General features: G+C 44.3%; 26 protein-coding genes and 1 pseudogene. 20 read left to right on the forward strand and 7 right to left on the reverse strand.

All coding sequences use genetic code 11. The annotated features are described in order from the left end of the window. Nucleotides 1-81: 81 nt before the first annotated feature. Both BLS23_RS13175 and BLS23_RS13180 read right to left on the reverse strand, forming a co-directional pair. The gene (locus tag BLS23_RS13175; RefSeq protein ID WP_089653007.1) at nucleotides 82-1,209 is read right to left on the reverse strand and encodes a toxic anion resistance protein; all 1,128 of its coding nucleotides are present in this window, start codon (nucleotides 1,207-1,209) and stop codon (nucleotides 82-84) included. Nucleotides 1,210-1,262: 53 nt separating this feature from the next. Then, the gene (locus tag BLS23_RS13180) at nucleotides 1,263-2,117 is read right to left on the reverse strand and encodes a hypothetical protein (RefSeq protein WP_089653008.1); all 855 of its coding nucleotides are present in this window, start codon (nucleotides 2,115-2,117) and stop codon (nucleotides 1,263-1,265) included. Nucleotides 2,118-2,592: 475 nt separating this feature from the next. On the opposite strand from BLS23_RS13180, the gene BLS23_RS13185 reads away from it, so the two are divergent. The 6 genes and pseudogenes from BLS23_RS13185 (at nucleotide 2,593) to BLS23_RS13210 (ending at nucleotide 5,659) form a co-directional block, all read left to right on the forward strand. Further along, nucleotides 2,593-3,144 carry a hypothetical protein gene (locus tag BLS23_RS13185; protein ID WP_089653009.1) on the forward strand — a complete coding sequence of 184 codons (552 nt, stop codon included), beginning with the start codon at nucleotides 2,593-2,595 and terminating at the stop codon, nucleotides 3,142-3,144. A 250-nt stretch (nucleotides 3,145-3,394) separates the two neighbouring features. After that, complete coding sequence (locus BLS23_RS13190; protein ID WP_089653010.1) at nucleotides 3,395-3,742, forward strand: DUF4260 domain-containing protein; 348 nt, start codon at nucleotides 3,395-3,397, stop codon at nucleotides 3,740-3,742. 12 nt (nucleotides 3,743-3,754) lie between these two features. Beyond that, on the forward strand, nucleotides 3,755-4,534 hold the full coding sequence (locus BLS23_RS13195; protein WP_089653011.1) for an aminoglycoside adenylyltransferase domain-containing protein: 780 nt from the start codon (nucleotides 3,755-3,757) through the stop codon (nucleotides 4,532-4,534). 264 nt (nucleotides 4,535-4,798) lie between these two features. Further along, nucleotides 4,799-5,065, forward strand: coding sequence for a hypothetical protein (locus BLS23_RS13200; protein ID WP_089653012.1), 267 nt, complete (start codon nucleotides 4,799-4,801; stop codon nucleotides 5,063-5,065). 70 nt (nucleotides 5,066-5,135) lie between these two features. After that, nucleotides 5,136-5,387: pseudogene (locus BLS23_RS13205) on the forward strand (IS1595 family transposase); the annotation flags it as partial. A 68-nt stretch (nucleotides 5,388-5,455) separates the two neighbouring features. Beyond that, complete coding sequence (locus tag BLS23_RS13210; RefSeq protein WP_089653013.1) at nucleotides 5,456-5,659, forward strand: hypothetical protein; 204 nt, start codon at nucleotides 5,456-5,458, stop codon at nucleotides 5,657-5,659. Between the two features lie 187 nt (nucleotides 5,660-5,846). Here the strand turns inward: BLS23_RS13210 and BLS23_RS13215 are convergent, their stop codons facing one another. Next, entirely contained in the window at nucleotides 5,847-6,845 is a 999-nt protein-coding gene (locus tag BLS23_RS13215) for a tRNA dihydrouridine synthase (RefSeq protein ID WP_089653014.1), read from the reverse strand. Nucleotides 6,846-7,188: 343 nt separating this feature from the next. Between BLS23_RS13215 and BLS23_RS13220 the strand changes: the two genes are divergently transcribed. Together BLS23_RS13220 and BLS23_RS21780 are read left to right on the forward strand one after the other, a co-directional pair. After that, complete coding sequence (locus BLS23_RS13220) at nucleotides 7,189-8,262, forward strand: PQQ-dependent sugar dehydrogenase (RefSeq protein WP_244157207.1); 1,074 nt, start codon at nucleotides 7,189-7,191, stop codon at nucleotides 8,260-8,262. Nucleotides 8,263-8,518: 256 nt separating this feature from the next. Then, nucleotides 8,519-8,692, forward strand: a complete 174-nt coding sequence (locus BLS23_RS21780) for a hypothetical protein (RefSeq protein WP_167356085.1) — start codon at nucleotides 8,519-8,521, stop codon at nucleotides 8,690-8,692. A gap of 50 nt (nucleotides 8,693-8,742) precedes the next feature. Here the strand turns inward: BLS23_RS21780 and BLS23_RS13225 are convergent, their stop codons facing one another. Next, nucleotides 8,743-10,425, reverse strand: a complete 1,683-nt coding sequence (locus tag BLS23_RS13225; protein WP_089653015.1) for an N-acetylmuramoyl-L-alanine amidase — start codon at nucleotides 10,423-10,425, stop codon at nucleotides 8,743-8,745. Nucleotides 10,426-10,642: 217 nt separating this feature from the next. Between BLS23_RS13225 and BLS23_RS13230 the strand changes: the two genes are divergently transcribed. The 6 genes from BLS23_RS13230 (at nucleotide 10,643) to BLS23_RS13255 (ending at nucleotide 14,745) form a co-directional block, all read left to right on the forward strand. Then, nucleotides 10,643-11,857, forward strand: coding sequence for an EAL domain-containing protein (locus BLS23_RS13230; RefSeq protein WP_089653016.1), 1,215 nt, complete (start codon nucleotides 10,643-10,645; stop codon nucleotides 11,855-11,857). 122 nt (nucleotides 11,858-11,979) lie between these two features. Continuing rightward, a complete protein-coding gene (locus tag BLS23_RS13235; RefSeq protein WP_089653017.1) occupies nucleotides 11,980-12,243 on the forward strand; it encodes a hypothetical protein in 264 nt (87 codons plus the stop codon). A gap of 15 nt (nucleotides 12,244-12,258) precedes the next feature. After that, nucleotides 12,259-12,729 carry a GNAT family N-acetyltransferase gene (locus tag BLS23_RS13240; protein ID WP_244157208.1) on the forward strand — a complete coding sequence of 157 codons (471 nt, stop codon included), beginning with the start codon at nucleotides 12,259-12,261 and terminating at the stop codon, nucleotides 12,727-12,729. A 168-nt stretch (nucleotides 12,730-12,897) separates the two neighbouring features. Beyond that, the gene (locus BLS23_RS22150) at nucleotides 12,898-13,809 is read left to right on the forward strand and encodes a methyl-accepting chemotaxis protein (RefSeq protein ID WP_089653018.1); all 912 of its coding nucleotides are present in this window, start codon (nucleotides 12,898-12,900) and stop codon (nucleotides 13,807-13,809) included. Nucleotides 13,810-13,929: 120 nt separating this feature from the next. After that, nucleotides 13,930-14,361, forward strand: a complete 432-nt coding sequence (locus tag BLS23_RS13250) for a methyl-accepting chemotaxis protein (RefSeq protein ID WP_143015271.1) — start codon at nucleotides 13,930-13,932, stop codon at nucleotides 14,359-14,361. Nucleotides 14,362-14,367: 6 nt separating this feature from the next. Then, nucleotides 14,368-14,745, forward strand: a complete 378-nt coding sequence (locus BLS23_RS13255; RefSeq protein WP_167356086.1) for a GGDEF domain-containing protein — start codon at nucleotides 14,368-14,370, stop codon at nucleotides 14,743-14,745. Nucleotides 14,746-14,854: 109 nt separating this feature from the next. On the opposite strand, the gene BLS23_RS13260 is transcribed toward BLS23_RS13255, so the two are convergent. Beyond that, nucleotides 14,855-15,550, reverse strand: a complete 696-nt coding sequence (locus tag BLS23_RS13260; RefSeq protein WP_089653021.1) for a toast rack family protein — start codon at nucleotides 15,548-15,550, stop codon at nucleotides 14,855-14,857. A gap of 177 nt (nucleotides 15,551-15,727) precedes the next feature. On the opposite strand from BLS23_RS13260, the gene BLS23_RS13265 reads away from it, so the two are divergent. The 4 genes from BLS23_RS13265 (at nucleotide 15,728) to BLS23_RS13280 (ending at nucleotide 17,149) form a co-directional block, all read left to right on the forward strand. After that, nucleotides 15,728-16,114 carry an ectoine synthase gene (locus tag BLS23_RS13265; RefSeq protein ID WP_089653022.1) on the forward strand — a complete coding sequence of 129 codons (387 nt, stop codon included), beginning with the start codon at nucleotides 15,728-15,730 and terminating at the stop codon, nucleotides 16,112-16,114. A 90-nt stretch (nucleotides 16,115-16,204) separates the two neighbouring features. Further along, on the forward strand, nucleotides 16,205-16,447 hold the full coding sequence (locus BLS23_RS13270; RefSeq protein ID WP_089653024.1) for a hypothetical protein: 243 nt from the start codon (nucleotides 16,205-16,207) through the stop codon (nucleotides 16,445-16,447). A 22-nt stretch (nucleotides 16,448-16,469) separates the two neighbouring features. After that, complete coding sequence (locus BLS23_RS13275; protein WP_089653026.1) at nucleotides 16,470-16,928, forward strand: hypothetical protein; 459 nt, start codon at nucleotides 16,470-16,472, stop codon at nucleotides 16,926-16,928. Further along, nucleotides 16,925-17,149: a hypothetical protein gene (locus BLS23_RS13280; RefSeq protein WP_089653028.1), complete on the forward strand. Its 225-nt coding sequence runs from the start codon at nucleotides 16,925-16,927 to the stop codon at nucleotides 17,147-17,149. Before BLS23_RS13275 ends, BLS23_RS13280 begins: the two co-directional genes overlap by 4 nt. Nucleotides 17,150-17,170: 21 nt before the next feature. On the opposite strand, the gene BLS23_RS13285 is transcribed toward BLS23_RS13280, so the two are convergent. After that, nucleotides 17,171-17,743 carry an LURP-one-related/scramblase family protein gene (locus BLS23_RS13285; RefSeq protein ID WP_089653029.1) on the reverse strand — a complete coding sequence of 191 codons (573 nt, stop codon included), beginning with the start codon at nucleotides 17,741-17,743 and terminating at the stop codon, nucleotides 17,171-17,173. Between the two features lie 185 nt (nucleotides 17,744-17,928). On the opposite strand from BLS23_RS13285, the gene BLS23_RS13290 reads away from it, so the two are divergent. Both BLS23_RS13290 and BLS23_RS13295 read left to right on the forward strand, forming a co-directional pair. Beyond that, a complete protein-coding gene (locus tag BLS23_RS13290; protein ID WP_089653031.1) occupies nucleotides 17,929-18,828 on the forward strand; it encodes a hypothetical protein in 900 nt (299 codons plus the stop codon). After that, nucleotides 18,825-19,391 carry a hypothetical protein gene (locus BLS23_RS13295; RefSeq protein ID WP_089653033.1) on the forward strand — a complete coding sequence of 189 codons (567 nt, stop codon included), beginning with the start codon at nucleotides 18,825-18,827 and terminating at the stop codon, nucleotides 19,389-19,391. Before BLS23_RS13290 ends, BLS23_RS13295 begins: the two co-directional genes overlap by 4 nt. 28 nt (nucleotides 19,392-19,419) lie before the next feature. On the opposite strand, the gene BLS23_RS13300 is transcribed toward BLS23_RS13295, so the two are convergent. Next, nucleotides 19,420-19,731, reverse strand: coding sequence for a hypothetical protein (locus tag BLS23_RS13300; protein WP_089653035.1), 312 nt, complete (start codon nucleotides 19,729-19,731; stop codon nucleotides 19,420-19,422). Nucleotides 19,732-19,932 lie beyond the last annotated feature (201 nt).

The following is a 19,932-nucleotide window of genomic DNA, read 5'->3' on the forward strand; positions in this document are numbered from 1 at the left end:
AATATTGCGTTACCACTTAGCTGAACAGGGTCAAGCAATGATAAGAATGTGGCATAAGCCAGCAAATAAACAAAGAGCGCTTCATTCACGAAGCGCTCTTTCTCTATGACTACCAGTTTGCGACAACCTTTTCCGCACATTTTCATTCAAAGCATCCATCTCTTCGATAAACTGCTCACTCGAAGCAATAATCCGCTCCGACGACTGCTCCGTCGTCTTCAATGCATCAAATACATTATCAAAAGACTCCTGAAGGGCTTCCATACTGATAGCCGGATTCTCCATCATCTCTGTCGTCTCTTCCGCATTTTCCTTCAGATTCCTGGAGTTCGAGAGCAGCATCTCCTCGGTCGCTTTATTGACACCGTTCACCGTATCGATCACTTTCCGCTGATTATTCAACGCCAACTGGATCGAAGCGGAGACAGTGATGATATTTTTCGTCAGAGTCACCGCATTTCGGATCGATTCCTTCAGTTTTTCATTGTTTTTCTTAATGATATCGACAGAAGAAATACTCTGGTGCAGCACACTCTTCATCTGCGTCATGTTTCTCGTACGTGTAATGATTTTCTCTTTTCCTTCGGTAAGGAGTGCCAGATCGTATTCGCCGGTCGCTTCTTTTTCTTTCAAAAGCTCAAACAGCTTCTTCCCGAGATAGATCTGCTTGTCCAAGTCATAAATACGTTTCTGGGCGTTTACTTTGATGAGCTGTAATTCGACGCTGTCTTCTTCTAGTCGGTCTTTCCCGGCTAAGAGACTGCGGACGACCATATCAATTTTCGAGTCAACCGTTTCATACTTCTTCATGTAGCGGTCGATGGGCTGCTTTTTGCTTAGTTTATAAAAGAACTTCTGCACGCCATTGCCTTCGGTGCGCTTCGGATCAAGGTCCGATACGATCGTTTCGAGTTCTTTCAACGTATCGGGGATGTCGTTGTTGCCTTTGGTCATGAGGTCGTTGACAGGGCGCTTCAATGTTTCCATCGTTTCTCCTGCGACGCGCTGTTCTTTTTCTCCAAGGTCTCCGAGCTCTCTCATCACATCAGATAGGGAATCGTCCCTGGATGAATCGAACCTTACTGCGTAGGCTTCAGCCTCTTCGTTCAGGCGGTCGATATCCTCTTTTTCAATAAGCGTCATCGCTTCTCTCAGGTCCTGTTGGTTCATTTCTGCTTCTTTATCTTTATAGGGAGAATGTTTACTCATGTCCATACCTCCTGTATGTCATTCGTTGGGTTTATGAAAAACAAAACGGTCGTTTACTTTCGCGAAAGGAAGTTTTCATCCTCTTTGTTATATTTCGAAGCAATGATTCCTTTGCTTCTGGCAAAGTTTTGCGTATGGCTTTCTTCTTCTTTTCGCTCCAGTGTTTCAATGAACTTCTGGAGATCATACATCGTCTCCACCAGTTCATGTTTCCGGTTTTCCTTGTTTTCATATGACAATCGCTGGAACGAGGCAATGAAGTCAGGGACGTCTTTATCCATCATCGTCTCAAGGGCGTATTGTTCTTCGATGTCGAGTTCTTCCATCCGTCTGAACTGTTTCTCTGTCCGTTCCTTCAAAGACGTCCACTCCTGTTGAAGGTCCGGGTGGTTCTCGAGAAACGGGAAGTCCCAGTCTTCGAAGATCGGTTCTTCCGGATGTTTAAACATTGTACTCTCTCCGGATACTTCCATGTGATCGACATAGGTATTCAGATGTTCAAACAGTACTTCTGAAAAATCTCTCAGTGTGCCTCCGAGTCCTTTTTTCCTAGTGAATTCTTCTTTCAAGAAAGTAGGGAGGAAGGCTTTTTCTTCTTCGATCCATTCAAAGCGGCCCAGCAGCATTTTCGGCGGCTTGCCGTAAAACTCGAGGGTCCCTCTGAATGTATTGGACTTGGGGATCACGGCGGAGAAGAAGACACCGTTCCAAAATCCATCCATAATATATCTATTGTTCATCTCTACCAGTTCTTTTATATCCAGATCAAAATAAACAGGGCGTTTTCCTTTGATCACTTGCTTCATATCTCTCATCGTTTGAAAATCAATGTAGCGCTGATATTCGGAGGTATGTGGCATGAATGCTTTTTCCAAATTCTCAAGCATAAAAGAATTGAGGTTTTCCATGCTTCGTCAGCCCCTTTTCCGTCTTTCCTTTTTCCGCGACTCCATGTATTTATAGATACTTCAAGAATACCACAAAATGGGGTTTCAGACTAAGATATGCCTACGTCATTTCCCAATGAGAGGGAGGGGTGGAAGTCATTGTCTGGTGCTTCTTTGTAGGGGATCTATCTGCCTTTTGATATGAATATACGTAAGAAGGTGGGACAATGTTTCACAATTTCACATAAACCTCTATGGAACAACTTGAGAATCTAAAAGAACTCAACTGGAGGATATGAAAGAACTTGCTGTATATAGTCCTGTTTAAGTGAATTTTCAAGGATCCTCTGAGAAACAGCCATCCAATTTACTGCTTTTACAGTGGTCATTACTTATTAATTACAATAATGAATAATTTTTCCTATTAAGGGAGCGGGAATCAATAATAATAAGCCTTTGTAATAAAGGTAGAAGGAATGTAAGGAGGATTTTTAAGGTGAAAAGAATTTTTTTAGTCGCAGCAACTATACTATCCATCTTCTTCGTCATCACAGCATGTTCAAACTCAAATTCAAGTTCTGCAGGAGAAGAGGACTCAAACACGAAGTCTTCTAATAACACATCTCCTAACAATCATGATGAGACTACCGAAAAAGTGCGGGAATTTCTGAAACATGAGTTTACCGCTCCAAATGAAGAGGTAAAAGAACTCTTTTCTGAGGGGACCAGAGACGAGTTAAATGAATATTTATATGGTACGTATAAACCTTATTTCAGCGAAAAAGGATATGAGAATTTTGTAGACAAGGCCAAGGGATTGGCATTTATCACCCGTGCGCATGATAACGAGTATCAATTGAAAGTGAAAGACATGAACATTGAAGAAGATGAAAAAAATAACGCCTTCGCTTTTGAAATCGATGTCGACTATAGTAAAGATGGGGAAAGAAATTCTACAATCGTTAAAGGTAGAATAAATACAAATGAAGAAGGAATTTTCACTAGAGTTAGATATACAGATCGAGGCGGACTGCTCCAAATTAGGTAATGACGCCTTTGTAGTAAACAGAGCGTTTGGGATTCCATCACCCAACGCTTCTTTTGTTTAAAATCCCGAGCTATCTGGAGGGGGATATGACCGTTCATTTTCAGATCGATGAACATAAACAATTTGTTAAGGTTTATCAGGATATGAAGTATTCATTAGTGAAAAATGATATCTTTGACATACAAGGATTTCCATCAGAATAGGAATGGATGGATATTGATACAAAGATTGTTCCATAGGAGGAGATAGAATGCCGAAATTTCTCCTGCATGTAGAAGGAGCTATCGTATTCATGGCAAGCCTATATTTTTACCAGCAAAATGATTTTAGCTGGCTCGCATTCGTATTCCTTTTATTGATCTTCGACATTTCCATGCTCGGATACCTCGTCAATGAGAGAGTAGGGGCGGTTGTCTATAACCTTTCCCATAGTTACGTTCTACCGTTATTGTTCATCGTAGCTGCTAATCTCGCATCCCTGGATGGGCTCTTGATGATCAGCTTGATCTGGATGGCACATAACGGGATGGACAGGATGCTCGGGTATGGGTTGAAATATCCGACCGGTTTCAAGGACACTCATCTTCAAAAAGTCTAGGAGGGTAAATCAATGGTTGATTCTTTTCTCGTAGGTTGTACGGAGAAGTTCTATGAAATTTTCGGTGAGAATTTAACAGGCGTGTATCTGCATGGTTCGCTCGTATTAGGCGGGTTTGTGCCTGCGAATAGTGATGTCGATTTGATCGTCGTGACGGAAAGGCCGATGTCCCGGATGGATGCCGTCCAGCTGACAGATTTTCTGCTCGAGCGTTCGGGCTCTCCTTATCCGATTGAAATCTCTGTATTGAACCGCCGTCAACTGGACGAATGGCAGCACCCGTGCCCGTTTGATTACCACTATAGCGAGGACTGGAGGAATCGTTTCCTTGCAGGAGAATCTACTTTTTCTGACGAAGAAGTACGTAAAGACGCAGACTTGGCCGCTCATCTGACCATCATCCATCACAGCGGGTGTGTGTTGTTCGGAAAGCCGGCCGATGAAGTATTCCCTCCCGTTCCGAAAGAGGACTATGTGAATTCGATCTTGAGCGACTATGAGGATTGTCTGGAAAATGTCGAGAAGGACCCGGTTTATAGTGTGTTGAATATTCTCCGGATCTATTATTATATGGAAGATGAACGCATCTACTCGAAGGATGAGGCCGGCCAGTGGGCGTTGAATTCTCCTTTTTCAAAAACCGTGGAGAAAGTATTGAAGCGGAGGCGCGGGGATGAGATTTCGATCTCAGATGAAGAACTTTCATCATTCAAACGGCATTATCAAGGAAAAATAGAGGCTTCCCTTCTAGAGAAGGTGGGGAGGGCACAATTAAATGGAAGGCGCTTTTGAAGTTGGTTCGTTGCTACAGTCGAATGAGAGGGAGGAACGATGAGTAGAGGCGAGCAGACGATATCCTTGAAACTACTCAAACATTGAACTCACCAGAAAAACACCGCTTATATAAAGACTACACTGCGTCCTTCTCCACAGAATGGTTTATTCCTAATCCCAGGTCAAAAACGGACTATCATCTTCCCTCTAATTCATGTATAGTAGATAAGGCATTCTTTGGCTTCTTGAGCAGAAGATTAATTATTATTAGAGGTGAAACAGATGGATTATAATCAAATTACACAAAAAATAGAAGATATTGGCGGAAACTATATCACGATCTCTTACTTGCAGGCGACCGAGGAAGATGACTCGTTATATGACGTATTCGTGAATGTATGGCCCAATAAAAGTATGAAGAGAAACTTCGAAACGATTGTTGTTAAAACCGATACGTCGATGGAAAAGGCGGAGAGTATTTCTAAACGTCTGCACACATCGCTCGGGCGTGTTTATGATGATGTTCATTACACAGGGCTTGAAGCTTAATATCTTAGGAAAAAGCATGGATGGGGTCCATGCTTTTATTTTTTGGTTCTGTTAAAGTTTGTTGTTGATCATCCGCACCAAGGGGCTTTATCAGATCCAGAACGTTCAATAACTACCACCGACGGCTGAAAGCGTGGATCCAGCGTTTTAATGGTGTAGCAGCGAAGGATCTCAATCATTACCTGACCTGGTTTCAGGAGTTAGAGAGATTATCCATCATCAGGGAAATGAAGTGACGATGAATGATATGATGGTAAAAGGGAATATATTTCCAAATATCGAGACCTATGATACCCTTAGATTATCTAAATTTACTTTATAAAGGTTATTTCTTAATTCAAGTATTTGAACATATTCTTTAAAGAAGGAAAAATTATGAGGAGTGTCTCGATGGGATTTTATTATTTATTCTTACTCGTTATCGGAATTGTACTAATTATAATTGGAGCACTTAAAAAGGATGTGCCTCGTTCAGTTAAAATAGTAATTTTTCTATTTGTAATTGGTATTGGGTTTATAGTATTGTCCTTATCATTATTATTGCTTCCCGGTAGCTCTGACGTTATTGCTGAACTTTTGAAATGGGATGAATAAGTTTCAACTTTGCTGAAAGTCCTATAAAACCAAACAGAACTTCCAACTTTGCGGAAGTTCTGTTTTTTATTAAACTTTAACAGAGTCTATCTTCTATAAAAATTACTTCATGGATTCTACCAGAGCCAAATGAAAAAAGAGAGAAAAGCATCGATGGCTTTTCTCTCTAGATATTGGTTGTTATAAATTAAGAAATCGAAAAACTTTGTTCTTCCTTAACTCCTTCATTCTCCGTGAACTCATCCAACAGCTCACGTACTTCATCCGTAGACTCTGTATTCATCAGCTGATTTCTCAACTCCCCTGCACCACGGAAGCCGCGCACGTAAATCTTGAAGAAGCGGCGGAGCGGTTTGAAGAGGCGAGGCTCGAGTTCTCTTGAATACTTATCATGCAGGTCGAGCTGCAGACGCAGCAGATCGAGCAGTTCTTCACTCGTATGCTCTTTCTTTTCGGTTTCGAAGCAGAACGGGTTGTGGAAGACCCCACGTCCGATCATGACTCCGTCTACGCCGTACTTCTCCACGAGTTCAAGCCCTTTTTGACGGTCAGGGATATCTCCATTGATCGTCAGAAGCGTATGTGGAGCTACTTCGTCACGGAGTTTCTTGATCTCCGGAATCAGCTCCCAGTGTGCGTCGACATTACTCATTTCTTTTTTCGTACGAAGGTGGATGGAAAGGTTGACGATATCCTGTTCCAATAGGTGCTTCAGCCATGTGCGCCATTCATCCACTTCCGTATAACCGAGACGGGTCTTCACACTGACAGGAAGCCCTCCGGCTTTGGATTCCTGGATAATCTCGGCTGCGACATCAGGACGACGGATCAGTCCGCAGCCTTTCCCTTTCGTCGCAACGTTCGGAGCAGGGCATCCCATGTTGATATCGATTCCTTTGTAACCCATTTCGGCCATCCCGATACTCATTTGACGGAAGTATTCGGGTTTGTCTCCCCAAATGTGGGCGACGATCGGCTGTTCATCTTCTGTGAACGTCAGACGCCCGCGTACGCTGTCTTTTCCTTTTGGATGGCAGTAGCTTTCCGTATTCGTGAACTCTGTGAAAAACACGTCAGGTCTCGCCGCTTCACTTACAACATGACGGAACACGACGTCCGTCACGGCTTCCATCGGTGCCAGTACAAAAAACGGTTTCGGCAACTCATGCCAGAAATTTTCTTTCATATATATCTGAACCCTTTCTTTATAAGAATGATCGTAGTTGTTGTTGTGGATGTTAATGTTTCCTCTATATCCATTACCATTCAGGCAGGATTTGAACCATTATATACTTTAATGGTATATAGCGAAAAGTGCAAGGGGATAAGCTGGTATCAAAGATAGAGCCTTTAGATGAATGATGATTTTACAGCTGTCATTGAAAAAAATGGATCAGTGAGGCTGGTAATGGACGACTAAACGATTGAGAACATTTATTCCTATTTATTTGGGGTATATAAAAACATAAAATCCAATGATCCGAAAGATTAACCATAGATGAAGGTAGGATAGGGAGGAATGTATAAAATTGAAAAAAATCTTAGCGTTATCTATAACAGCTGTTTTTTTAATAGCAGGTTGTTCTGAAAATGAACAACATGATTCTTCTGATCACCCGGAAGAAGAATCGTCACTGCCTGTTGAAGATGTAGAAGTTATGGCAGAAAATCTGAAGGTTCCGTGGTCGATCCAAAAATCGGAAGATACATTCTATTTAACAGAAAGGTCAGGGAACATTGTCAAAATAGAAGAGGGGGAAGTAGAACGACAAAGGGTGGAGCTTGAAGAAGAAGTATCCACAGCATCAGAAGCAGGCTTACTTGGGTTTGTACTAGCTCCTGACTTTTCGGAATCGAACCTTGCCTATGCTTATTATACGTATGAAGATAAGGAAGATCAATTTAATCGTATTGTAACCCTCCGATTGGAAAATGATGGGTGGAGGGAAGAAGATCTGCTTCTTGACCAAATTCCCAGCGGCACATACCATCATGGAGGAAGAATTAAGATCGGCCCTGATGAAAAACTTTATGCAGCAACAGGAGATGCTTCTGAACGTGAAATCGCACAGGATCTTGATTCATTAGGCGGCAAAATTTTAAGGATGAACGTAGATGGATCGATCCCGGATGATAACCCATTTCCGGATTCCTACGTCTATAGCTTTGGACACCGAAATCCTCAAGGGATGACTTGGTTATCAGATGGGACGATGTATGCAAGTGAACATGGGGAGAATGCCAATGATGAAGTGAATCGGATTGAAGCTGGTCAAAACTACGGTTGGCCGATGATTGAAGGAGAAGAAGAACGAGAAGGTCTGATTTCCCCTTTATTCACTTCAGGAAGCGAAACAACATGGGCTCCATCCGGAATGGCCGATAATGATGACAAATTATACGTTGCCGCTCTTAGAGGAACGGCTGTTTTGGAATTTGATTTAGAAACGAATGAACATCGAGAACTGATCACAGGTCTTGGCAGAATTCGAGATGTTTTCATTGAAGGTGGATTCCTTTACTTTATTAGTAATAATTTAGATGGTCGAGGAACAGAACAGGAAAATGACGACAAGTTATACAGAATGGCGCTTTCTCATTAATATGAAACGTCTTTTCAGGATCAGTACTCTCTTTTTGGCGCTTCAGCGATCCAACAAAGTGAAAGGAAGGCACGATTCACTCTTTCATTTATTTCATGTCTAACGCAGTCACTTGAATATAGCCCAACTTCTTACCCTGATCGTTTTCTGTCCAAAGACCACTTCTTTTAGCATGGACCTCTATTTGCTTATTGTAGTTTTGTAAGCGAACTTTCCAGGTAATAGAGTCCTATGGAACAGTAAATGGAGGGCTATTATGAATGATTCGATTATGTCAGTCATCATTATTCTATTGGTTGTTGCGGGATGGGGAGCGATTATTCTTAGGGACTTTGATATTGCAAAGGGGAAAATGAAGGGGAATTGGGTTCACCTCGTAGCCGCTATAGCGTTTGCGTTCTTACTCATTTGGGTCGCAACCATCTTTTAATATACATGTACAAAAAAGCCAGTACTCCTTGAAAGGAGACTGGCTCATTTTTATATCTCATCAAGCACATCATTCAACTGTCCCCGCTGCACATCCATCTCTTCAAGCGCATGATTGATATTCCGCTCATGAAGCTGCAAAATCAGCTGACCATACGTATCCCCTGGAACAGCCCATCGGCCGTTCAAGCGGGTCCACGTCGGTGCGAGGCCGCGCGTGACGAGGTCGAAGCGCGGGTCGACTTTTTCCAAACCGGCTGGAATCGGATCTTTTGATGCATAGGCGTAAAGGTGCTGGATGTGGGCGTGGACGCCTTCTTCTGGTGTGTCAAAAGTGGCACCACGAACGCCGCCACCGGTCGCGCCGATGCCGGCGTAGTTGTTTTGATCCGCTCGCACATCACCTGTGAAACGGAAGTAGTTCGTTTCATTAAGGGCCTGGGCGAAAGCGACGTCGCCGCGGATGCCGTAAGCTTCTCCATATTTCAAATAAAAGCGGCCGAGGTCCGGGGCGTCAGGGTTGACGGTTTTAGCGTAAGCATCGAGCTGACAGGACGTCAAATACATATCGCCGAGGATCTTATAACCGCCATCGTCGACGGGAGGTTCCGGTTCCGGCTCAGGCTCTGGATCTGGCTCACTCGATGGTCCACCGATGATGAATGCACCAGAGATGCCGATGGACTTGAGCCGTTCCACTTGGGCCTCGGCGTTTTCCCTGTCGGAGTAGGCTCCGGTCTGGACACGGTAATAGGTCACTCCGTTGATCTCTGCTTCGACGATGAAGCCGTCGATGCCTTCCTGTGCGAGAGCCGCGACTCTTTCTTCGGCATTCTCACGGTTTCGGAACGATCCTGCGATGACGCGGTACAAGCCGTCTTCCGGCTCTTCCGGTTCCGGCTGTGGAGGAGCAGGGGCATCTTCACCGCGTATGATGAAGGCATTCGTAATTCCGATGCGCTTCAGACGCTCTACCTGTTCTTTCGCGTTTTCTTCACTAGAAAAAGCGCCTGTTTGCACACGGTAATACGTTGTGCCTGAGATCGTCGTCGGTACGACAAAGCCAGGGAACCCTTGGCCTGCGAGCGACTCGATCAGCTGCTCGGCATTCTCTCTATTACGGAAAGATCCTGCAATGACCCTGTATAACGTGTCATCCCCAGGAGGCGTTGGGGCAGGTGTAGGCATTTTCGGCAGATTGAGGGCATCCGCAACTCCTTCTGCGATACCACGGCTTACATCATTGATGAAGGCGGAATTTCTGAGCAGGGCGAGGTCGCCGGGATTGTCGACGAACAGCACTTCGACGAGCAGGGAGCTCATATCCGTTTCCCTCGTTACATATAGATTGGCGCGCTTTTTGCCACGGTCGCGCACATTGTAACCTCTGATCGCACGATAAGTGGTATCGTGAATGATATTTTGATAGGTGCGCGTATTCGGACTCAACGGGCCGTTATAAATATACGTTTCGAATCCGCTTCCTCCAGCTGCATTGTTGTGGATCGATAGGAAAAAGTCGGCGTTTTCCCGGTTAGCAAGACTTGTACGGGCATCAAGGGATAACGTAACGTCTGTCGTTCGTGTCATGAGAATTCTCACTTGATAATTTTGCGAAAGGATGCGTTGGACATTCATGGCAATAGACAAATTGAAGGTCTTCTCCTGGTAACCGCGATAAGTCGCGCCCGGATCCGACCCTCCGTGACCAGCATCTATGACAACAGTTTTCATAGTAGTCAGTCTCCTTTCTAGACTTCCTCGTATTATATGAACATATCAGACCAAAGGTATAGTCGGATATAAGGTGAAAGCATCATTTTATGGAGTTGGTAACACTTAGGTACCACTTCAATGTGACTACCTATCGATGTGTACTTATCATTTATTAATAGAAGAAAAAATCATGTATAATGGATACAGATAAAGATGAAGAGCAGGAGGGGGACATATGGATCCACTGGATATCTTAGGCAATTTACATAAAATAAGACCGGTCTTCCAGCCGATCGTCAGCGCGATCAATCAAGACGTCATCGGCCACGAAGTTTTGGCTCGTTACGAAGAGGATGGAACATGGCATAGTTTAGGTCCCTTTTTCCTAGACCCCGACGTTCCGGAAGAATTCAAAGTCGAAGTCGATCAGCATGTACTAAAGCTTGCGGTCGAACAAATTTTAGAAAAAGGGACCGATGGGCTGTTGTTCATCAACCGCAATGCGAAGCAGCTAATGATCAATGATGGGGACGACCTGTTACAATCTCTGCTTGATTATGAACAAAAAGGATTGGATATGAAGCGGATCGTCATTGAAGTGACGGAGCATGATTTCGATGAAGAATTCGAGACGTTGAACCATCTGCTCCTCTATTACAAAACGTACGGCATCCAGATCGCTGTCGACCATGTAGGAGCAAAAAGCTCGAACATCGACCGCATCCGGCAGCTGGAGCCGCATATCCTGAAGATCGACTCGAGGATCATCCGCCAGCAGAACGGCGACACATTCCATGACATCATGTTCTCGATGTCGATGCTCGCCCACAGGATCGGTGCTGCGCTCCTTTTTGAAAACATAGAAGATGATTATCAGCTCTATTTCGCGTGGAAACATGGCAGCCGCTATTATCAAGGATTCTACCTCGGTTATCCCGCTTTCCAACCGGTTGACCGGGAGTCACTGGCTCTGAATATCGGGGAGAAGATGGCCGGCTACGTCCAGCGTGAGAAAAGTCTCTTGCAAAAGCGCCATGATTTCATTAAAGCATGGGAGAAAAAAGTGAAGGATCTACTGCCCAAGTGGGAAGGGCCGAAGAAAGCGGATGTTTTCATCGAAGGGGTCACCGAAAAGTTCGATGAAGAAAGCTTCCGGATGTTCATCTGTCATATGGACGGGCAGCAAGTGTCCTCAAACTTCAGGAAAAAGACGGATGTATGGGAACTGGAGCCGCATAAGCGGGGATCCAACTGGGCGTTCCGTCCGTATTTCCTCGAAAACGTCATGCAGATGAAAGCCCTCAATACCGGTTTGCTTTCTGGCCTTTATTCAGATATCGAAACGAAGGAAATGGTGAGGACGTTCAGTTTTCCGCTGACGGATCAGCACTTCCTTTTCATCGACTTGAGGTATGCGTACCTCTATGAGCACGAGTGTCTGCTCGCCTGATGCATACGGAGGTGTAAATGATGATGAAAACCACGCCATTTGATACGTTCCTGTAGGGAGAGGGAGTTCCTTGATCCTCCTTATGGGATCGTGTCAAATCTCGAGGAACAGGACGTGGAACCATGAAAAACAGAAGTACCGATTATTACCGCCATCACAGGGAGCGCATCATCCGGAAGCATCTGGACTTTCTTGTGAACGTGAGACAGTATGAGGAAAGTGACCCCAGGCATCCATGGCTGAAGCACCCTGGAAAGTTGGCGAAAGCGCACCGGAAAGGCGCGTATCGGTATGAAAAGAAATATAACATCAAAAAAGCACCGGAAAAGTCGCGGCTGCAGATGATGCGTGCTGAAATGGAACATTACGAACAGGACTGGTGTTGAAAGAGGGGGAGCAGGTTGAAGCTTTCTGTACAGGAAATGACGAAAGAGTTTGCGGAAGAATCTCTCCAGTGGACGTACAAGCCGCCTTATGATTTTTACAATGTGGAACTGTCAGAAGAGACGCTTGCCGAACGGTTGGACGGAAGTTATCGTTCGGTTTTGGATGAGACAGGAGCACTCATCGGCTTCTTTTGCACAGGAGAGAGCGCGAAAGTTCCGGCTGGAGAGAAGGATGGCGTCTATGATGAAGCGGCGGTCGACATGGGCCTCGGCATGCATCCATCACTTACAGGGCAGGGGAACGGGAATCTTTTTGGGAAAACGGTCCTCGCCCAAATCGAAGCGGAACATGAAGGGAAACCGGTGCGACTGTCGGTGGCCACCTTCAACAAGCGGGCCATCCGTCTGTATGAGAACATGGGTTTTGTTAAACGAGCTTCTTTTCAAACGGATGTGTGTCCTTTCATTACCATGATTAAAGAATAATCGAAAGTCCGGGACTGTTGTTCCGGGCTTTTGTTATTGTTTTGTAAAGTTTCAGCTATATTCCCTTCGTCTCAAACATTATAAATTGCCAGACATCTTTCCTCTGATTATAATGAACAAATACAGAGATAGGTATTATGGATTATTAGACGGGAGAGGACTGGTAAAATGGTGCATAAGTTAGAAGAGTCTGTTGTGAGGAAAGACCTGATGTTTGAAGCGGCTGAAAAGAATTTGGCGATGATCCAATTCGGTACAGACCGGAGAGTCTCCTATGTGAATGAAATTTTCTCATCCACGATGCAGTTCAGATCGACCGATGACATGATCGGTTTGCATCATCAGAACTTTTGTTTTGATGATTTTGCCAAGAGCAGGGACTACGATACGTTCTGGAACGGCTTGTTGAGAGGGCGCTGCTACCAGGATAAAATAGAGCGGAAAGATGCGAAAGGAAATCGTGTCTGGCTTGAAGCGACCTACATGCCTGTTTACGATGGCGCTAAAATCGTCGGAGTCATGAAAGTCGCGACAGATATTACGAAGCGTCAAAGTGAAATCACTGAAGTGGTGGAACGTTTGAAGAAGATGTCCCTTACCTTAAATACAAGGGCCGAAGAAGGGGTCCGCCAACATGAAGAACTGAATGACAAAATCAATGAAATCGCTGTCAAATCAAAAGATAATACGGATATTCTCATAGATTTGCGTAAACAGGCGGAAGAGATCCAGGGCGTCGTGAAGACGATCCGTGATATCGCTGCCCAGACGAACCTTTTGTCATTGAATGCAGCGATTGAAGCAGCTCGTGCCGGGGAGCATGGTCGCGGGTTTGATGTCGTCGCGAAAGAAGTACGGAAGCTTTCGACGAAAGTGGAAGAATCGATCGGAGAGGTCCGTGAAAATATCGATAATATTACAAAAGAGATTTCCAATATCACCTCAGGAACCGAGCAGATCAGAAAAGACGTGGAAAACGGTCAAGGGCAGATCAACGAAGCGTCAGCGGGTTACAAGCAAGTCGTCGGGTCGGCGGAATCGTTGAAAAAAGAAGCGGAGGCCTTGTCCGGAATCATTTGAACATCCGAAAGTTTCAAATGTAGCAGGAGGGGTATTTTCATCTTAGAGTAAATATACCTAGGTCTAAATGACGTCAAAGAAGCGTATTTATTCGTACCCTTTTGGAAAGGTCGTCTTGATATGAAATCGAATTATTTAAGGTGGATGCTCGTCATCTATATCGCTCTTGGGGTTCTGATGGGCATCAGTTTTTCGCTTGTGCTCGATCAGTTCATCCCGATTCCCGAGCAGCTGTTCATATATTTCATGATCGCTTCAGTCTTTGCGGGGTCACTGTTAGGAATGGTGAACTATTTGGTTTATTTTTACTTTACAAAAGTATTCATCCGTCATGTGAACCAGGTGTTGAATTCAGTTAGAAACGGGGACTTGTCAGCAAGAACGAAGTTTCGTTCCGGGGGCATTATCGGTGAATTGAATCGGAACATCAACAAAACGCTCATCAATCTGGAGCACTCCCAGAACACCATCCTCCATGATGATCTGACCCGTATCCCGAACAGGCAGGCCCTACAGCAGCGTTTCCTCAACCGGGAGGAGAGCGGTGCATAGGCGCTGTTGTTCATTGATGTGAATGAATTCAAGAAAATCAATGATACATACGGCCACATGACAGGAGATGAGATGCTCAAATCCATCGCTACCGTCCTGCAGAAAATGGTGAAAGAGACCGCACAGGTGGACAGGTTGAGCGGTGATGAATTCGTTATTCTGCAAAAAATGCAGAATGGGGAGGGTGCCGAAGAATTATGTAGCCGCATCCACCATGCTTTCGAGGCGCCTTTTTTCCAAGATGGACACCACATCCCTGTCAGCCTCAGCATCGGAGTATGTGAGTTCGAGTTTGGTCAAAGGGATTTTGTAAGCATTTTGGATGAGGCGGATCAGGAGATGTATAAAGCGAAAAATATGCGCAAAGTTCGACTGCAATCTTAAAGCCGATAAGAGGAAGCCGCTTAGACATGGTCCAAGCGGCTTTCTTTGTTTCATATATTTTCTCATACTAAGCTTGCGCTTTACCGTTCCAAGAAAAGTCCATTAGATTTTATCTTACGATGAACTTCAAGTCTCCGACTCCCATTTCAGCATCGATATGAATGCGTGTTTCACTAGAATCATACGCTTCGTTCACCCATGAATCTCCCATTTTTGTGAGGCCATCCGTACTTATATCCCCAATCCCTTTCTCTGCAGTGATTTTCACACCTGTTTCTTTAGGCACGTATACAGTGCTTTCCCCGACCCCTGTTTCGATTTTTGCATCAAAGCTTTCCTCATAATCACCGGATAGATCGACAGTCATTTCCCCTACACCAGTCTCGATGGAAAGGTTCTGCAATTTCGCTGCTGTTAGATCCAGGGTGGACTCTGATGCCCCCGTTTGGATGGAAAGTTCTACAGGAATCTTTTTCGTTAAGAGAACGTCCCACTCACTCTTTTGATTGTTGATGAATTTCTTTTTTTGTTTCGTTTGGGAGAGCATGATGGTGCCGTCTTGATAAGAAAGCTCTGGAGTCAAACGGTTTTCAGGATAAATGAACGAACCTTCCAGCCAGTCCTCAGGTCCTGTACCCAATGTAAGCTCTCCGACACCCATATCGATTTCCACTTTTAGTTGATCTGCATCATCTTGTTGGATCCGTTGTGTCTCTTCCACTTGTTCACCAGCATGGACGAAGGAACATCCAGCCAATGTCATCAAGGCACTTGCGCCAACAAGGGTTTTGTATAACTTCTTCATTATCACCGCTCCTTTTTTTGCATCTAAGACCAGTATAGAGTTCTTCCAACAAATGGATCAGTGGCTGTGGGTGTATCTTTTGTAGGTCTCGAGATGTATTTTACTTCCATAAGTCCTTGAAAGGGGCGTTCTACTCTTTTGGATGGGGAATAGATTGGAAAAGAAGGAGGAGATGTTGTGAAGGTTGTAGCACTGAAAGATGTGATCGGGACGAGTCAGGATGTCGATGGAGGGACATGGAACAGCCGGCGTCTCATCGTCAAGAAGGATGGGATGGGCTATTCGGTCCATGACACGATCATCCGCGCAGGTACAGAAACACACATTTGGTACAAGCATCACCTGGAATCGGTCTACTGCATCGAAGGAGAGGGGGAAGTCATCACGCTCAAAGACCAAAAGACATGGCCGATCGAGCAGGGCGTCCTCTATGCGCTAGATGAACATGATGAGCATTTGTTACGGGCGAAAACGGATATGAGGATGATCTGCGTCTTCAATCCACCCATCAGTGGGGATGAAGTCCATGATGAAGACGGGGTGTATCCAGTCGATGAATCGTAACCTTTCCTAGTCCAGGAAGGGTTATTTTTTTCCATAAAAACGGAAATTTTTGTTACAATGGGACCGGTGGAGCGTTAAGGGGGGGGATCGATGTACAAGTTTTGGGACAGGGCAGGTGTTATTTTTTTAGTCGCTGGATTTTCAGCTCTCATCCTACCGTTGTTTACAGATTTTCCTTTTCGATGGGAGTTATTATGGATCTGTTCCGTGCCGTCAATTGTCACAATGAGGGTGAAAGATATTCAAAATGGAAAGAAAGTGGAACCGACCTTAGCTATCGCTTTTAGTTTACTAATGTGTGGGTTTTCTTTTTACAGTTTACTATTTACTTGATTACATAATGTGAGGGATTTGTATGGAAGAAGCGCTGGAAAAAGAAAGTGTGGATCAGAAAAAGATCAGGAACAAAGCTCGCAGCTCTATGTGGCATCTATTCTTGTTGATGGTATTGTGTATCGGTTTTGGGCAGATCTTTTTTGAAATGATTCCAGGTCTTTTTTATCTAGGGGCTGTTATCTTTTATGGATTTTTTCTTTATGAAACGTATATGAGTAGAAAAACGAATGAAGAGTTGTGGCAGATTTGGGATGAACAGTGGAGGGACCGCCGGTTTCTTTTTCAATTCCGATCTTCACTGTCCAAAAGTTTAGAAGTATTGTTTCCTGCAATTATCGGAGCGAACGCTTCATGGATGATGTTTGGTCTATTCCTGGTTATTGGGCTGGCTGTGGGATTTAGAGATGGTATTAAGAAATGGAAAGCGAAAGAGCATTACTATGAAGAATACATAAAGGGTAGGAGGATGGCCGCATGAAAGCATTTAGAATTTTCATCGCCGTCTGCGGTGTCATGGCTATCCTCTGGATGACGGTCAGTTTATTTCATGAAGGATTCAACCCTTCTTCCCAAACCAATGCACTTATCATCGGAGCACTCTTTTTATTACTTGCTGTAGAAAATTGGATGGATGATCAAAAGAAATACGCGGCATTTTACTTCCTTCTTGCTTTCATTCAAATCGCACTCATGATATAAGAAAAGAGCCATGAACTGGCTCTATCTGTGATGGTAGGTTAGGTCAATCATCAAGGTTGTACATAATAACAGAATCGCTTGTTCTTCGGTCCACTCGCGGCCTCTTACATGGTAAAGGTCTCCGGAAAGCCAGGCTTCTTTTGTGGTCGGTGCTGGAATCGATCTTTTTTGAATCGTAGCGATTTGTCCTTCACCTGATTTGACTTCAAAATCAGAAGCCATGTTTTTCCCATCCACTTCAAAAAGGGTTTCTCCCGCAGATTCGGCTATGATTTTTTGTGAAACGCTCCCTTTGAAATGAAGGTCGAACGTAGAATCTGCCGTTTGAATGGAGACATCGCTTGAGAACCCTTTTTTGCGATGAATATGAGCGATGACCTCTTGTTTAAGAGATAAAAGCTTGATATGTAAGCTGGCCATTTGATCAAGATTGAACACTTTCAAAGCATGGTTCAGCCAATGGCCAGATGTAGAAGAATCTTCCTCAAACGTGGCGACTCTCTGATTCTCGCTATCTAAAATGCTGTACTGGGCGCTTTGATGAGCCATGATGGTTTCGGTTTGCAGTGTGTAGTAGGTAGAATGATGGAACATAATCGTCTCGCTTTCTTTATAAGAATTACTAAACAGTACGGATGACTGAGTGTGGTGGTTTCATCCATTTAAAAAATGCGAGTCGCGCACAGGAAGTCCGAGTCGCGCGCAGGAAGTTTGAGCCGCGCGCGGTCATGAACGAACAATCACGGCCAACGAAAAGATTAAGAGTTAGGAAGATACATATGAAAGGAAAAACATTTATCATCTCTCTGCTGATCATCACCATCAGTTGGGGAGGCAACCTATGGTTCTATCAATCCAAGCAATTGGAGGAACCGATTTTTCTTGAACACTATTACGGCGGTGCCGGGGTGTTCGAGCTTTATTACTTAACAAATAGAGATGAGTCATCTCATGTGATGAGTGTAGAGTTCAGTGATGGAACGACTTTACATGCGAAATCAGATTACTACGGATTTCATAACGGAAATCCTGCATATGGGCCTGATGTCCAAAGCAGGTCTACGCACTACCTGCTGAAAAAAACAGGATTTGATGAGCAGCAAATGAGAGAATTGGAAGTCGATCATGAAGGAGAAGCCACGATCCATTTCAATGATGGAAAAACAATGACAGCGGATATTGGCACGGTTGAATCAAGTGAGTTGAGGGAGGGAAATGGAATATTCCGTTCACAAGGAACTTCAAGTAGCAGTAACGGACGGTCCTTTCGCACTTATACAGTAAAAGAAGATTTGAAAATAGATTCGATGTCCTCACCGTTTCCTGAAGTACAGGATGATTTAAAGATGAAATTGTACGCGCCATCGATCGATTTAACGGGTACGCCCGATGCTGGAGGACCACGTTCATACTCTAAAGAACTGGATGAGGAATGGAGCCAGGTGGCAGGTGCGCCACTGGAAAACATCGATTTCCCTATCGACATGAAGCAGGGCGACCGCATCAGATTGACGATGCAGGAAAAGCCGGACTCGATTCGCGCTTATTCCTATGAAATTGAGTTTACAGGCACGTCGGAGAATGGCACCCCATTCACACAGCCTTTCCTTGTCTCGAATCATCCGCAGTTCACACCAGAGCAGATGGAACTCCTTATTGAAAGGAGAGGGAGCCAATGAATCCCTTTTATCGGATCTTCGGAGGTTTACTTCTCGTTTTAATAGATATCCATCTTGGTCAAATTGAAGTCTTGGCTGATTTCATCGGGTATCTCATGGTATTAAGTGCATTGAATGGAATGGATGGGAATTTGAAAGGGATGAAGGGGGCGAGGTCGACAGCTTTGATCATCAGTGTCCTTGCAATTCCGTTAGCCTTCATTGGACAGCCTACAGGCACAACCATGGGTGTCAGTATCAGCACTGATCTTATCACGATTTACCATCAGTTCACGAGTGTCGTTCATCTTGTCCTGTCCTACTTCCTTTTTTATGTTCTAATGGATTGGTCGAGAAATGAAGGCAATGAAGATATAAGAAAAAAAACCCGCAAACTTTTCCGGGTTTATCTTGCGACGCATATTGTTTATTTTGCGCTCCTTCCATTTTCCATTAATATTCCTGAGAACGTGACCATTCCACTGTTTATCGTAGGTTTGGCTGCCTTATTAATCTTGGAAATATCGTTTCTAGTTTTGTTACGAACGTATCATAAAGAGCACCAGAATAGAGTCCATATGTAAAAAAGGCGCCTCGGCATGAGGCGCCTTTTTATGCGAGTTTTTTTTCCATTTCCGGATCCGCTTCCGCCGCATCAATGAATAAGAAAATGGCCGTCAAAATGTGCATGACCATACCGACAAAAGGAACCCAGCCGACGCATGAGGTGACGATTCCGAGGATGCTCCCTCTCGTTTCTCTCCCTTTTTGCTGAGAGAGCACAAGTGTGATGATATGAAGGATAAGCATGACGGCTAAAGGAGTCCATAATAATGAGATGACAAAGGTTCCGCCAACAAAAGGGATACCTAAACATGCTTCCAAAGTAGCGGTCACCCACATGAGAATACGTGTTGCTGACATACAAACACCTCCAATTAATCCTTCATCATTTTATTCAGAGAAAGTAAGTTTAGAACTTGGGACTATGGAAACAGGACAATCGTTTCCTTTTCCATCATTTTCTGAATATTTATTCACAATCAGGAAATGTATGGTATATTGGTTTGTGAAAGCGTTTGCACTAATTGGTGTGCATCGCACTCAGATACTCATAAAAGGAGG

The organism is Halobacillus aidingensis (assembly GCF_900104185.1).
Taxonomy (GTDB): domain Bacteria; phylum Bacillota; class Bacilli; order Bacillales; family Halobacillaceae; genus Halobacillus; species Halobacillus aidingensis.

What these genes read in the sequence shown, in the direction of transcription:
- BLS23_RS13235 (WP_089653017.1), top strand. Translation starts at nt 11,980, where the DNA reads ATGAAAAACAGAAGTACCGATTATTACCGCCATCACAGGGAGCGCATC.
- BLS23_RS21780 (WP_167356085.1), top strand. Translation starts at nt 8,519, where the DNA reads ATGAATGATTCGATTATGTCAGTCATCATTATTCTATTGGTTGTTGCG.
- BLS23_RS13195 (WP_089653011.1), top strand. Translation starts at nt 3,755, where the DNA reads ATGGTTGATTCTTTTCTCGTAGGTTGTACGGAGAAGTTCTATGAAATT.
- BLS23_RS13250 (WP_143015271.1), top strand. Translation starts at nt 13,930, where the DNA reads ATGAAATCGAATTATTTAAGGTGGATGCTCGTCATCTATATCGCTCTT.
- BLS23_RS13300 (WP_089653035.1), bottom strand. Translation starts at nt 19,731, where the DNA reads ATGTCAGCAACACGTATTCTCATGTGGGTGACCGCTACTTTGGAAGCA.
- BLS23_RS13280 (WP_089653028.1), top strand. Translation starts at nt 16,925, where the DNA reads ATGAAAGCATTTAGAATTTTCATCGCCGTCTGCGGTGTCATGGCTATC.
- BLS23_RS13180 (WP_089653008.1), bottom strand. Translation starts at nt 2,117, where the DNA reads ATGGAAAACCTCAATTCTTTTATGCTTGAGAATTTGGAAAAAGCATTC.
- BLS23_RS13285 (WP_089653029.1), bottom strand. Translation starts at nt 17,743, where the DNA reads ATGTTCCATCATTCTACCTACTACACACTGCAAACCGAAACCATCATG.
- BLS23_RS13190 (WP_089653010.1), top strand. Translation starts at nt 3,395, where the DNA reads ATGCCGAAATTTCTCCTGCATGTAGAAGGAGCTATCGTATTCATGGCA.
- BLS23_RS13295 (WP_089653033.1), top strand. Translation starts at nt 18,825, where the DNA reads ATGAATCCCTTTTATCGGATCTTCGGAGGTTTACTTCTCGTTTTAATA.
- BLS23_RS13175 (WP_089653007.1), bottom strand. Translation starts at nt 1,209, where the DNA reads ATGAGTAAACATTCTCCCTATAAAGATAAAGAAGCAGAAATGAACCAA.
- BLS23_RS13260 (WP_089653021.1), bottom strand. Translation starts at nt 15,550, where the DNA reads ATGAAGAAGTTATACAAAACCCTTGTTGGCGCAAGTGCCTTGATGACA.
- BLS23_RS22150 (WP_089653018.1), top strand. Translation starts at nt 12,898, where the DNA reads ATGGTGCATAAGTTAGAAGAGTCTGTTGTGAGGAAAGACCTGATGTTT.
- BLS23_RS13275 (WP_089653026.1), top strand. Translation starts at nt 16,470, where the DNA reads ATGGAAGAAGCGCTGGAAAAAGAAAGTGTGGATCAGAAAAAGATCAGG.
- BLS23_RS13200 (WP_089653012.1), top strand. Translation starts at nt 4,799, where the DNA reads ATGGATTATAATCAAATTACACAAAAAATAGAAGATATTGGCGGAAAC.
- BLS23_RS13270 (WP_089653024.1), top strand. Translation starts at nt 16,205, where the DNA reads ATGTACAAGTTTTGGGACAGGGCAGGTGTTATTTTTTTAGTCGCTGGA.
- BLS23_RS13210 (WP_089653013.1), top strand. Translation starts at nt 5,456, where the DNA reads ATGGGATTTTATTATTTATTCTTACTCGTTATCGGAATTGTACTAATT.
- BLS23_RS13225 (WP_089653015.1), bottom strand. Translation starts at nt 10,425, where the DNA reads ATGAAAACTGTTGTCATAGATGCTGGTCACGGAGGGTCGGATCCGGGC.
- BLS23_RS13230 (WP_089653016.1), top strand. Translation starts at nt 10,643, where the DNA reads ATGGATCCACTGGATATCTTAGGCAATTTACATAAAATAAGACCGGTC.
- BLS23_RS13290 (WP_089653031.1), top strand. Translation starts at nt 17,929, where the DNA reads ATGAAAGGAAAAACATTTATCATCTCTCTGCTGATCATCACCATCAGT.
- BLS23_RS13215 (WP_089653014.1), bottom strand. Translation starts at nt 6,845, where the DNA reads ATGAAAGAAAATTTCTGGCATGAGTTGCCGAAACCGTTTTTTGTACTG.